Annotated in this window: 10 protein-coding genes; 3 read left to right on the forward strand and 7 right to left on the reverse strand. The window is 35.8% G+C overall.

Annotated features, from left to right (window positions below; translation table 11 throughout):
* Nucleotides 1-39 precede the first annotated feature (39 nt).
* Nucleotides 40-1,014, forward strand: coding sequence for a tryptophan--tRNA ligase (gene trpS, locus QLS97_RS02140; RefSeq protein ID WP_282714030.1), 975 nt, complete (start codon nt 40-42; stop codon nt 1,012-1,014).
* Nucleotides 1,015-1,101: 87 nt separating this feature from the next.
* On the opposite strand, the gene dprA is transcribed toward trpS, so the two are convergent.
* Nucleotides 1,102-2,202, reverse strand: a complete 1,101-nt coding sequence (dprA, locus tag QLS97_RS02145; RefSeq protein ID WP_282714031.1) for a DNA-processing protein DprA — start codon at nt 2,200-2,202, stop codon at nt 1,102-1,104.
* A gap of 102 nt (nt 2,203-2,304) precedes the next feature.
* Here dprA and QLS97_RS02150 point away from each other — a divergent pair, with 102 nt between their 5' ends.
* Nucleotides 2,305-3,252: an HU domain-containing protein gene (locus QLS97_RS02150; protein ID WP_282714033.1), complete on the forward strand. Its 948-nt coding sequence runs from the start codon at nt 2,305-2,307 to the stop codon at nt 3,250-3,252.
* Nucleotides 3,253-3,309: 57 nt separating this feature from the next.
* Here QLS97_RS02150 and QLS97_RS02155 read toward each other — a convergent pair whose 3' ends face one another.
* Complete coding sequence (locus QLS97_RS02155; protein ID WP_282714034.1) at nt 3,310-5,577, reverse strand: helix-turn-helix domain-containing protein; 2,268 nt, start codon at nt 5,575-5,577, stop codon at nt 3,310-3,312.
* Nucleotides 5,578-5,645: 68 nt separating this feature from the next.
* Here QLS97_RS02155 and QLS97_RS02160 point away from each other — a divergent pair, with 68 nt between their 5' ends.
* Nucleotides 5,646-5,792, forward strand: coding sequence for a hypothetical protein (locus tag QLS97_RS02160; protein WP_282714035.1), 147 nt, complete (start codon nt 5,646-5,648; stop codon nt 5,790-5,792).
* Nucleotides 5,793-5,874: 82 nt separating this feature from the next.
* Here the strand turns inward: QLS97_RS02160 and QLS97_RS02165 are convergent, their stop codons facing one another.
* The 5 genes from QLS97_RS02165 to QLS97_RS02185 all read right to left on the reverse strand — a co-directional run bounded on the left by QLS97_RS02165 (nt 5,875) and on the right by QLS97_RS02185 (nt 13,476).
* A complete protein-coding gene (locus tag QLS97_RS02165; RefSeq protein WP_282714036.1) occupies nt 5,875-6,438 on the reverse strand; it encodes an OmpH/Skp family outer membrane protein in 564 nt (187 codons plus the stop codon).
* A 245-nt stretch (nt 6,439-6,683) separates the two neighbouring features.
* The gene (locus QLS97_RS02170; protein WP_282714037.1) at nt 6,684-7,532 is read right to left on the reverse strand and encodes a class I SAM-dependent methyltransferase; all 849 of its coding nucleotides are present in this window, start codon (nt 7,530-7,532) and stop codon (nt 6,684-6,686) included.
* 211 nt (nt 7,533-7,743) lie between these two features.
* On the reverse strand, nt 7,744-9,615 hold the full coding sequence (mnmG, locus tag QLS97_RS02175) for a tRNA uridine-5-carboxymethylaminomethyl(34) synthesis enzyme MnmG (RefSeq protein ID WP_282714038.1): 1,872 nt from the start codon (nt 9,613-9,615) through the stop codon (nt 7,744-7,746).
* Between the two features lie 142 nt (nt 9,616-9,757).
* Nucleotides 9,758-10,177, reverse strand: coding sequence for an rRNA maturation RNase YbeY (gene ybeY / locus QLS97_RS02180; protein ID WP_282714039.1), 420 nt, complete (start codon nt 10,175-10,177; stop codon nt 9,758-9,760).
* Nucleotides 10,174-13,476: a coiled-coil domain-containing protein gene (locus QLS97_RS02185; protein ID WP_428831780.1), complete on the reverse strand. Its 3,303-nt coding sequence runs from the start codon at nt 13,474-13,476 to the stop codon at nt 10,174-10,176. The genes ybeY and QLS97_RS02185 overlap by 4 nt, the downstream gene beginning before the upstream one ends.
* Nucleotides 13,477-13,479: the final 3 nt, after the last annotated feature.

Genomic DNA, 13,479 nt, shown 5'->3' on the forward strand with positions numbered 1-13,479 from the left:
AAAAACTTTGCGAACTTTGCGGTTAAGAAAAAAGAAATAATGGCAAAAATACTTACAGGCGTTCAAAGTACAGGAACACCGCATTTAGGAAACTTACTTGGCGCAATCATTCCCGCAATAGCATTATCAAATAAACCTGAAAACGAATCCTTTCTTTTCATTGCTGATTTACACTCGATTACACAAATAAAAAACGGTGAAACATTACGAACCAATACCTACAGTACCGCTGCAGCTTGGCTTGCTTGTGGTTTGAATGTGGACAAAGTAGTTTTCTACAGACAATCGGATGTACCACAAACAGCGGAACTATCGTGGTATTTGAGTTGTTTTTTTCCTTTTCAACGCTTGACATTAGCACATTCTTTCAAAGACAAAGCCGACAGACTGGAAGATGTAAACGCTGGTTTGTTTTCGTATCCAATGTTAATGGCTGCCGATATTTTATTATACGATGCAGAATTCGTTCCCGTAGGGAAAGACCAATTGCAACACGTTGAAATCACTCGTGATGTAGCGTCCCGTTTCAACCACCAAATGGGAGAAACATTCGTACTTCCCGAAGCCAAAATTCAAGAAGACAGCATGTTGATTCCAGGAACTAACGGCGGAAAAATGAGTAAATCAGCCAATAATATTATCAATATATTTTTGGACGATAAAACACTTCGCAAACAAGTGATGAGTATTGAAACGGATAGCACGCCGCTGGAAGACCCAAAAAATCCTGAAACTTGTAATGCATTTGCTATTTATTCTTTATTAGCAACCGAAGAACAAATCGCTGCGATGAAAGCCAATTACATTGGTGGAAATTACGGTTACGGTCACGCCAAACAAGCGTTATTTGAATTGATTACAGAAACTTTCAAAACCGAAAGAGAAAAATACAATTACTACATCAATAACCTTCCTGAAGTAGATGCTTTACTCAAGAAAGGAGCCAAAAAAGCAGCAGTTGTTGCTAATGGAGTTCTAGCAAGAGTTAGAGAAAAATTAGGATTTGAGATATAACAATCAATTTTTTAAAATAAGTCATGTAAGTTTTTTTTAGTTACTATATCATTATTTTCAAAAGCTTATATGACTTATATGTTACAATCATATCGCCTCAAACAATTTCCCTGGCAAAGGCCGAATCACGCCTTTCAATTCCATATTCAATAGCATTCCTGAGATTTTATAAATAGGAAAATCACAGCGCAAGGCAATAATATCCATCAGTTCTTTTCCGGTTTTAAGGAGGTAATCATATACTTTTTGTTCGTCTTCCTCTAAGCTTACAAACAATTGTTTCTGTACGGGTTTAGATTCCTTATGAATATCCCAATTCAAAATATAAATCAAATCCGCAGCACTCGTCAAGACATTTGCTTTTTGAGTTTTTATTAGGTTGTTGCAACCCTGGCTGAACTTATCCGTAACACGTCCTGGAACCGCAAAAACATCACGATTGTAATCATTGGCCATATTTGCCGTGATTAACGATCCGCCTCTATCTGCTGATTCAATAACGATTGTAGCTTCTGACATTCCCGCAACAATTCTATTTCTTCTAACGAAATTTTCCTTATCTGGATTGGATGAACTCCAAAACTCGGTCATAAAACCACCGTTTTGTTCTACTTTGCCGACGTATTTTTTATGGGTTTTCGGGTAAATTTGGTTCAAACCATGCGCCACAACACCTATCGTCTGCAAATTGTTTTCCATTGCCAGTTGGTGTGCCACAATATCGACGCCATAGGCAAAACCACTAACTATTATTGGATCGAGCGGAGCCAAATCTTCTATAAGTTTTCTGCAAAATTCAGTTCCGTATGAAGTAATTTGGCGTGTTCCTACAATGCTGATTATTTTTCGATTTTTTAAATTGATATTTCCCGAAGTAAATAATAAAAGGGGTCCGTCAATACAATGTTTCAACCGTTCTGGATAGTCTTCGTCCTGAAAATAAACCGCGTTGATTTCATTTGCTTCTATAAACTCCAATTCCTGAGTTGCTTTTTCGAAAACCGATTTATCCTTTAAATTTTTTAACAAAACAGATCCTACTCCATCAATAGCAGCAAGTTGCGATGCCTTAGTATTAAAAACGGCTTCCGCAGTTCCAAAATGAGTCAGCAGTTTTTTGGCCATTATGTCGCCCACGCCTTCTATTCTTTGCAATGCCAATAAATAAAATAAATCCTGCTCTTTCATGCTAATTATTTGAGAGTGAAATGTATAAATTTTTATGCGGATTGTTAATAAAAATTGTGAATAAAATTTTGATAACTATTTTGGTTGTATAACTTTGTAAGTATGAAAATCGAACTATACATCGCGCAGCTTTTATACCGTTATCAATGTGTTACCGTTCCTGGTTTCGGAGCTTTTTTGACCGAAATTCAATCGGCTAAACTAAACGAAAGTACAAATTCATTTTCTCCACCCAAAAAAATGATTGCTTTCAATGCTAATCTAAAAAACAATGATGGTTTATTAGCCAATCATATTGCTTTAGCAGAAAAAACTTCTTATGAATATGCCGTAAGCGCGATTCAATATGAAGTTTTTACTTGGAAAAAAGCATTAGAAGAAAACCAACTTTTTTCTATAAAAAATGTGGGTGATCTTCGTTTGAACGCAGATAAAAATATAGTTTTCACGCCTTACGATCAAACGAATTATTTAACCAGTTCTTTTGGGTTGGCTCCTTTTGTTTCACCACTTGTAAAAAGAGAAATCTTCGAGAAAGAAGTAGAAGCTATTGAAGAAAAAGCTACTATCACAATGGTTCCTGAAGAAACAAGAACAGCAAATCCATATTTAAAATACGCTGCTGTTTTTGTATTAGGATTAGGACTTGCAGGAAGTGTGGGTTATCCAATGTACCAAAACCAAATTGCCTCAGAAACAATTCTTGTTGAAACTGCCGTTCAAAAACAAGTTCAAAATAAAATTCAGCAAGCCACTTTCTTCATCGAAAGTCCGGTTCCGGCTGTTACACTTTCCGTAAAATCGGCCAAGGAAATAAAAATGCCGTATCACATTATGGCCGGAGTGTACAGAGAAGAAAAAAATGCAGATAAAACGTTGCGAATTTTAAATCGCTTAGGATATGATGCCAAACGCATCGCTCCTAACAGAAACGGTTATTTTCCGGTTTTATATGGCAGTTACGCCACATTTTCTGAAGCAGAAAAAGCAAAAAAAGAAATTAATGAAAAGCACAATCCAGAGGCTTGGATATTGATTCAATCACTATAAAAACAAAAACCCTATTCTTACCGAATAGGGTTTTTTAGTTTTAGCATTTTGTTGTTTTTAATTCAAACTCGCTTTGTACATCCTCGCTTCTTCCCAGGAAAATTTATGACCGTGTTTTTCCATCAAAGTATTCAGCGATTCTTCTTTGTATCCCGCAAAAGCAGCTGCCAAATCCTGCATTTTATCCTCCGGTAAAACTTCCGAAATGGATACCGCTTTAGTTTGTATCAGTTTTACAAAATGCGAGTAAATGGTTTGTTTCGTCAACACTCTGATTGTCGCAATATCCGCAATTGATTTCTTTTCCACCCACAATTCATAGGTTTCCTGAACCGTTGATTTTTTAGGCGTTGCTGTTTTTGATTTTTTCGAAGTATAACGTTCCACGTCTTTTTCGTCTTCAATCAGCGTGATATTCACTTCCTTGAATTGATTTTGTATGGCTTCCGTTTTTCGGCTGATGTATTTTTTTATTTCTGAGGAGGTCAATTTCTCTTTAGAAATGGTTTCTCCTGCAACAACGGTTTCTATCAATAATTTGGCCTTCATTAAGCGCAAAACGGCTTTGGTTTGCAACTCTTCCAGCACGATTAATTCATCGTAAAACGCTTTTACTTTTTTGATGCGTTTTACTTCTTCAATTTTCCAAAGGATTTCAAAAACCAATTCGTCCATTGGTTTTAGGAAATAACTGAAAGCGGCTTGAATGCGTTCTGAAACATGATTCATATCGACTGTTTCCTGACCAAAAAGTTTATTCAATTGCGATATAAATTTTTTGGATGGATCCAAAAGCTTTTCAATAACTTCCGTTTGTTTTTTGGCCCAAACGGCATGCTTGGATTTTTCTGATATTTCTGATTTTTCGTTGTAACTGAATTTATGATTGCGCCATTCCTGAGCCAAATCACTCCAATCGAACGTGTTTATCAGATAGTTATGGATGAAATTTTTGGTTTCAAAATGCAATGCATTCTCTAAAAACGAATCCGAAGCTTTGTTTAACGAATAATCCATCACATCCTGATCGTTTGAAATACCGTTCATGCGCAGCGGAGAAAGCAAAATAAGCCCTTCTAACGAGCGTAAACGCGATAACGCGACATATGCTTGTCCGGGAAGAAAAACTTGCGAAACATCAAGCGCAGCTTTATCAAATGTCAATCCCTGGCTTTTATGAACCGTAATCGCCCACGCTAATTTGATGGGATAATGCACAAAAGTCCCTAAAACCTCTTCTTCAATTTCTTTGGTGGTTTCGTCTACTTTGTAGCGAATATTTTGCCATTCATATTTTTCGACTTCTATGGTTTTGTTTTCTTCCGGAAAATGAACCAGGATTTCCTGGCTCGAAAGCGATTTGATAACGCCCATTTTTCCATTGAAGTAGTGTTTATCAAAGGACAAATCGTTTTTTACAAACATGATTTGCGCGCCCACTTTCAACTGCAGTTGTTGTTCCACGGGAAATATCTTGTCCGGAAAATCTCCCGTTATTTCGGGTTTATAAACGACCAACTTTCCTTCCAGATCTTCCAAAGCCTGCGCATTCATCGTATCGGCTTTGTTATTGTGCGTGGTTAATGTGATGTACCCTTTATTCGCTTTTAAATCAAAATCGGGTTTTACATATTGATTTAAAGTTTGAATGTCTTGCTGCGAAATCTGGTTGTTGCGCAGATTATTCAAAACCGAAATAAACGTATCATCAGTCTGGCGAAAAATCTTGGACAATTCAATGTATAAAGGCGGATTTTGCTGTACAACATGCGAATGGAAAAAGAATTTTCCTTTGTAATATGTTTTCAGCGTACGCCATTCTTCATCCCGAATTACCGGTGGTAACTGCAATAAATCGCCAATATACAAGACTTGGACGCCACCAAAAGCACTGTTTTTTTTTCGGACGGTTTGCATCATATAATCCATAGCATCCAGCAAATCCGCACGAAGCATACTGACTTCATCGATAATCAACAATTCCATATTGCGAATCACCGATTTCTTCAAACCGCTCATTTTGAAATGCCTGCGCAACGTAGCTTTGGTTTCAAATTTGGTGCTTTCAGAAAATTGAGGCGATGAATTATCCGGAATAAATCCTCCAAACGGCAACTGAAACATAGAGTGAATCGTTACACCGCCAGCATTTAGCGCGGCAATTCCCGTTGGTGCCACAACTACAGTATTCTTGTGCGTAGTTTGGATAATTTCCCGTAAAAGAGTAGTTTTTCCCGTTCCTGCTTTCCCGGTTAGGAAAACGGATCGATGCGTTTGATTGATGAATCGTAAGGTATAAGCGGCGGCTTCTGAAATGGTTTGCATTAGGCGTGTATATATAAAGCTAAAGTATTGAAAATTAGGAATACTATTTTAATTTTGGAAAACATTTTATGTTAATAATTCCAATGTTTTTTAGCCCCGATAGTAGCGGAAATCCTCGAAATTTAGAAAGTGATTTTTTTCTGGCCGAAAAAGAGCGACCAACGGAAGCTCCTTTTATGGGTAAGAAAAAACACTTTCTAAACGAGCGATTCTAGCGGATAGCGGGAAATAGCTTCAAAAAAAATGCCTTCAATCTAAGGGTAGACGAAGGCAATTTTTTGAATTAATATAAAAAAATTATTTTTTAGCTTCTACTTTTTCTTCTGTTTTAGCAGGTGCTTTGTATTTGTCGTTCAAGGCTTTGATGATTTCTTTTGTGATATCAAATTTGTCTTCAGCATATAGAATTGAAGCCGCGTCACCTGTACCGTAGATGTATGCGTATCCTTTTTCTTTACCGTATGCTTTGATGAATTTTTTCACTCCGCTTACTAAAGAATCCATTTCTTTTCCGCTTTCTTGTTGCAATTCTTGAGACAACGCTTGTTGCGCGTAACCCAATTGTTGCTCTCTTTTTTGTAATTCAGCACCTTTTTGTTGTGCCCAAGCTTGACCGTTTGCTTGTGCTTGAGATTGAAAACTTGCTGCTTCTTGCTTGAATCTTGCAATTTGAGCTTCTAATTGTCTTCCTTTTTCTTCTGCTTTTGATTTATATTTTGCTTCAAGGTCTTTTGCCTCTGTATATTCTTTCATTAATTCAGAAGTGTCTACGTAAGCTGTTTTTACTTCCTTAACTTCTGCAGGTTTATTACAAGCAACAAGTGAAATTGAAAGTGCGATAATTACTAATGCTTTTTTCATTTTGGTTAATTTCTAATTTTTAAATATTGGTGACAAAAATATAAAAAAATAGATAGCATTGACATAAAGTTTAAAAAATGCTACTTTTTTATGCTATAAGATTTTCTTATTGTGATTAATGAATATATAATTTACGACTATTAAAAACGAGCTTCATATCTTTTAAGAAAAGGGATTAGTTTAAAAATTTGACAATCACCCTCGATTTCATCAAAAAATGCGCTTAAATGCGCTTAAAATGATTTTTAGTTGTTTTTTAAGATGTAAATGTGTGACGAATACTCGAAATTCTTCTTGGCTTCCCAATTCGATTGCAATCCGACAAAAAAGGCTTTTATATAATTCATTTTTCCGGTTTTGTATTTTTCCGAAAGTAAGCTCACGTAAAAAGAGTCGAATTTCATAGGAAGTACTTTTACCAATTTCATTTCTTCTTTTTCGAAAAGCATTTTTATAGCCGTTTTAGAGAAATGCCAAAAATGAATCGGCACGTCATAAGCAGCCCAAAACTTTCCGTAATGTTTTGCGTCGAAAGATTTGAAATTTGGAACGGCAATAATTAAAGTTCCGTTAGGTTTTAATAATCGTTTCAATTCTTTGATTTGGTTTTCCAAATTTGGAACGTGTTCCAAAACATGCCACATCGAAATCACATCAAAAGAATGATTGTCTAATTCGCTGGTTTCCCCAACAAATGAAACGCCTTTCTTTTTTGCAATCGCTTTTGCTTTTTCACTTGGCTCCACACCTATCGTGTGCCAACCGTTTTCTTTAGCCACAAATAAAAAATCTCCTGTTCCGGCACCAATATCTAAAATGCTTCCTTTATTCGATTGCAGTGAATTGATTAAATTCAATTTGTTTTTAAGCGCAATGGTTTTTACAAAATGATATGCTTTTTCAAATAAAGACCTTTTGCTATCCGTGTGCGAAATATAATCCACGCTTTCGTAATACTTTCCTAAATTTTCTAAACTGGGTTGCGGAGTCGTAATCAACATGTCCAATTTTTCATCATGATATAAATCGAAAATTTCCTGAGAAACAGAATAATCTTTAACGGTTAAAAAAGGCTCTTGGTTTGAAATGTCCATCAATTAATAGTGCTTTTATATTTTAATTTTAAACTAAACCCTGAAAACACCAACGGATACTTTCAGGGCTAAATTATTTATTTTTGTCATTCATCAATTATAGCAAGGCTTCACAACGTAGTTTCACGTGGAACAAATTGATTTAAGAATAAAGATTAACGATTTCTGATTTCAGAACTTTGGTAAATCTGCAATCAAAAATCTACAATCCCTACCGTCCCATGTAAATTAACAACACCGAAACATCACTTGGTGAAACACCACTGATTCTTGATGCTTGAGAAATAGTTACTGGACGAATCTTGCTTAATTTTTGCTTGGCTTCAATTGACATCGATTTGATTTTTTCATAGTCGAAATTCTCAGGAATTTTCACGTCTTCCAATCGAAGCAGTTTATCTGCATTATTTCTTTCCTTTTCGATATAACCAGAATACTTCACTTGGATTTCAGCTTGCTCCAAAATTTCTTGATCCAAATCGTTTTCTGCAACATAAGCAACTACCTTCTCAAATTTCATCATGTCATCCAAATCAATCTGCGGACGAGAAAACACTTTGAACATTTTATCTCCTTGCGTAATCAGAGCCGTATCTTTTGATTCTAAAATAGGATTTGCTTCCGCAACCGAAACGCTCGTTTCTTTGAAGAAAGCGACCATTTTTTCAGATTCATTTAATTTGTGTTCCATTCTGCGCAAACGCGCTTCTGAAGCCAAACCTATTTCATGTGACATTGGCGTCAATCTGAAATCGGCATTATCCTGACGCAACAACGTTCTGTATTCCGCACGAGACGTAAACATTCTGTAAGGCTCTTCAGTTCCTTTGGTAATTAAATCATCAATTAAAACTCCGATGTAGGCTTCGTCTCTTTTTAAAATTAATGGTGCTTTTAAATGCACTTTTAAATGCGCATTTATTCCAGCCATCAATCCTTGAGAAGCCGCTTCTTCATATCCTGTAGTTCCGTTTATTTGTCCGGCGAAATACAAACCTTCAACAAGTTTTGTTTCCAAAGTATGTTTCAATTGTGTCGGCGGGAAATAATCATATTCGATTGCATAACCCGGACGAAAGAATTTCACCTTCTCAAATCCCGCAACAGAACTCAACGCTTTGAATTGAATATCTTCAGGAAGCGACGTTGAAAAACCATTTACATAGACCTCGCACGTATTCCATCCTTCTGGCTCCACAAACAACTGGTGTCTTTCCTTATCTGCAAAACGATTAATTTTATCTTCAATCGACGGACAATATCTTGGCCCAAGACTTTTTATTCTTCCGTTAAACATTGGCGAACGATCAAAACCTTCTCTCAAAATATCATGAACCTCAAGAGACGTATACGTCATATGACACGATTTTTGATGAATCAGCGACGACGTCACATCCGAGTAGGAAAACTTATCCGGTTTAGCATCTCCTTTTTCTTCGTTCATTTTCGAATAATCCAAAGAACGTCCATCAACTCTTGGAGGCGTTCCGGTTTTCATTCGTCCTGATTGAAAACCAGCAGCAACTAAATCTTCGGTAATTCCATACGCAGCACTCTCGCCTGCTCTTCCACCACCGAATTGCTTTTCGCCAATATGAATCAAACCATTCAGGAAAGTTCCATTGGTCAACACAACCGATTTAGAGCGAATCTCTACTCCAAGCGAAGTACGGATTCCTTTTATTTTTCCGTTTTCAATAATCAAACCTTTCACCATCTCTTGATAGAAATCAAGATTTGGAGTTCCTTCCAACATCATTCTCCACTCCTCGGCAAAACGCATGCGGTCACTTTGAACACGCGGCGACCACATTGCAGGACCTTTTGATTTGTTCAGCATCTTGAACTGGATTGCAGTTCTGTCCGAAACAATTCCCGAGTATCCACCAAGCGCATCGATCTCACGCACAATTTGTCCTTTGGCAATTCCGCCCATCGCTGGGTTGCATGACATCTGGGCAATATTCTGCAAACTCATTGTCACCAATAAGGTTTTCGAACCCAGATTTGCAGCAGCTGCAGCAGCTTCTGAACCAGCATGCCCTGCACCCACAACGATTACATCATATTCATTTAGAAACATCTTCTTTTATAATTTAATCCTTGTACGGGATTGTAATTTTGAAATCTATATTTTGTTCCACGTGAAACATTATAAACCTATTTTTAAACCAATACTAAATGTTCCACGTGAAACACTTTAGATTTAAAAAACAAAAACAGTGCTATTGTTCCACGTGAAACATAGCTATTTTTTCATCCTCTTTAGAACGCATTAAAAGCTCTTCAGCTTCACCTTTGTCTTTATAACCGCAGTAATGTAAAATGCCGTGAACTAAAACGCGTTTTAATTCTTCCTCAAAAGAAACATTGAAATCAGCAGCATTGTCTTTTACTCTTTCGACAGAGACAAAAATATCTCCGTGCAATTCATTGCCCATAGAATAATCAAAGCTGATAATATCTGTTAATGTATCATGATCGAGATACTCAACATTGATTTTGTGCAGATATTCATCATCACAAAAGATGTAATTTATCTCTCCTTCTTTTTTCTTTTCCGACGTAATAACATTTCCCAACCAAGCCTCAATGGCTTCTTCGTTCTCTAAATTAAAGTCGGTTTCGTAATTAAAATTGATCATTTTTTATTAAAATATTCTTGAACCTTTTGATTAAAATTCGAGCGCAAAGGTAAGGATTGTCTATTTAATATTTCTATGCTATTCAAATAATCTAATAAAGCAGCTGGCAGCGCATTAGATTGATTATTAAACTCCTTTTTATTGGTTTCAGATTGGCGCTTATTTTCCTCTCCTTGTTGTTGTATGGCAGAATTCAATTTCAATAATTCCTGTTTTACATTCAGTATCTTTTGAACTGTTTCGTTCTTAAAACCTTTGTTCAATAATTGCTTTTCAATTTGCTTCATCTGTTCCAAAGCGCTTTGTCCATTACCTCCCAATCCTTGCTTATTTAATTCGTTTTGCAATGCTTCGCGCAATTGCTTTTGCTCTTTATAAATTTCCATTATAGCTTGTGCATCGCCTTCTCCACCCTCGCCTTCTTCACCCGATTCTCCAGGTTTAGCTTGCTTGCCATTTTGTCCTTTTTGACCTTCTCCAGGTTTCTCCCCTTTTTTGATTCCGTCTTTCATTTTCTCGCCAAGACCTTCTTGCTTTTTAATAATATCCGGCAATTGTATTCCTTGTCCTTGTCCTGGCTTCGGTTTCCCAGAACCCATTCCTGACATCTGCATTTGCATATTATTAAGCATATCACTTAGAAAATCCGCAAGTTTATTAGCCGCAGAAACAGTATATTGCTGGTGTGATAATCCTTTTGGAACTTGAGCATCGGTTAAACTGGATAAAGACTTATCTGCGTTGTAAACTACATTACCAATTTCTTTGGTTATGTCTTCTGCAATTTTTGGATTGCGCAACGACATCGCAAATAAACTATCATCAACATGTTTGAACTGTTGCTTTAAATCTTGTTGGATTTTGATATTTTTATTAAAAGCCGGAGACCCTGATTTGTGCTTTTTAAACTGATTCATCAAGTCTTCTTGTGATAGAGAAAACGCTAACAAATTGTCCAGGATTTGTCGCAACATTGCCACATCTTCCTGCAACTGTTCCATCTCACCTTGCTCCAAAGTTTGTGCCATTTTTTGCGCCATCTCTTTCATCTTTTTAGAAGCGCTTTTTTGATTTGGTTTGGCTTTATCCTTTTTGTCTTTCTTCAATTCCTCAGAAGCTTTCTTTAAATCTTCGTCAATGCTTTTTTCTTTAGCATCATCTTTAGGCAAGTCCAAAGGTGATTTCAATTCCTTATTTTCTTTTTCAAGATCGTTTAAATCTTCTTGAATTTTGTTAAACTCAGTATTGATATCTTCTTGCTTATCTAGTTTGTTTTCCTTTTCATCATTAGATAATTCATCTTGTTTCTCAGAAAGCTTGTCCAGTTTGTCACCTAATTGTTCTGCTTTCTTTTCTACATAAAACCTCTTTGTCAATTCAACCAACTGTTCTAAATTCTTGGTTTGGTTTTTACTGTTTTGTTTGAATTTATCCAACTTAGACAACAACTCTTCATTCTGAATTTTATCGTTTAGTTCTTTCAATTCATCTAAAAGCTTCTGGTTTTTTTCCAATTCCTTTTCGGCTTTGTCCATTCGTTTTTGAAGCTCTTCTTTCAACTCATCCTTTTTATCGGTTTTGAATTGCTCCAAATTATCGTTCATTTTTTTAGTGAATTCTTTCATCATCACATCCTGTTTCATTTGACGTTTGATGAAATCATTTACTTTTTGCTGATCTTTGAAATCCAGATTTTCTTTTTCTTTTCCAGTTTTTTGCAACTTCTCCATTTCAGAAATTTGCTTATCTTGGTTTTTTAAAGACTTCTCTAAACTGTTAATGTTGTCATTTTGCTGCTGCAAAATTTGATCTTCCTTTTCTTCATCTGTAGAAACACGATTAGAGAAAACCGAAGACTTTGTACTTTTGAAATTATGGATAGCATCGTTATCAAAAATTTCAAAATAATAATCATAAGAAACGCCTTGCTCCACCGGAAGATTACTTGGAAATGAAAATACAAATTGATCAAAAGCACTTTTCTTAATAGCAATTGTTCCACGTTTAGCAGTTTGTGGTTTCTCTCTTTCGTAATACACAATCTGAAGTCTAGACAAACCATAATCATCCGAGATTTGACCTAAAACATAGTTTTTAGCCACCTTCAAACTGTCCGGTGCGTTGTTCACATTAATCGTTGGGAACTGATCTCTGACAATAGTAAGCTGATAATTGAGTTTTTCGTAGTTTTTTACCTTATCATTTGAAGTAAATATTTGATAATCTGTGTTTTGAACTATATTTTTAGATAAAACAAAGGTGTTTTCTGTTTTTGAAAAAGTAGCTTTTGAAATTCCATCCATCCACGCTACATTTTCTGTGGCTTGCGTATTCATTTTCCAAGTCACACGCGTTCCTTCCGGAATAACGGCATTTCCTGTTCCTTTTATAGTTTCTGATTTTTTATTCAAATACGAAGGAAAGTTCAACTGCATTTCAAAATTAGCTATCGATGGAACGGTTATCACTTTCAATTCATAATCTGGAGAAGAAATAGCATTTCCCTCCACGTGGAACAAAATGTTTTCTGAAGGCTTTGCCATCTTAAACTGAAATTCTCCAGCTTTGATTGATTCCATAAAATAACTTTCGTCGTCAATAAAAATCATCGCATTCTCAGGAACAATTTTTCCTTCGGTTTTTATTCGAAGTATAAAATCCTTTCCTTGCTCCGTTTGTAGATTCGAATTAAGAACTACAAATTTAAAAGGAGCCGGAGGCAGAAAAGCCGAATTGAAATGTACTACTCTATTCAAACTTTGAGAAATCATGTTGCTGTTACCCGAGAAATAAAAGAAAGCAAATAATAATATTGGAATTAAAGCCAAAGGAAAATATTTCCTGTTTCGGTTGTAATTAATGGCATTCCCAAAAGGGATTGGTTGCAACGCATTCGCTTTTTGTTCAATCGATGCGGCCAATAATTCCGATTTGATTTGATGTTCATTCGGATTTGATAATTGCAAAAAGTTAGTCAGCTTGTCGCTCACTTCTGTAAAATGATTTCCAATAATTGTAGAAGCTTGATTGTAATCGATTCCTTTTTGAAGTTTAAATAATTTAAAAATTGGAAACAAAATAAAACGGAACAACAAATACACTTCTACTCCAACGAAAGTCCAAAATAAAATGGTTCTTCCGATTGGCTTGAGCCAAAGAAAATATTCGACAAAAAGCGTAAAAAGGAAATACAACAATCCTAAACCGATAAAGAAAATAGTTCCCCGTATCAATTCGTTGGTATAAAACTTCCTGATGAAAGCTTCTAATTTTTGATAAATAAATTGCTGAGTATCCAAAAT

The sequence above is a fragment of the Flavobacterium yafengii genome, assembly GCF_030010375.1.
Taxonomy (GTDB): domain Bacteria; phylum Bacteroidota; class Bacteroidia; order Flavobacteriales; family Flavobacteriaceae; genus Flavobacterium; species Flavobacterium yafengii.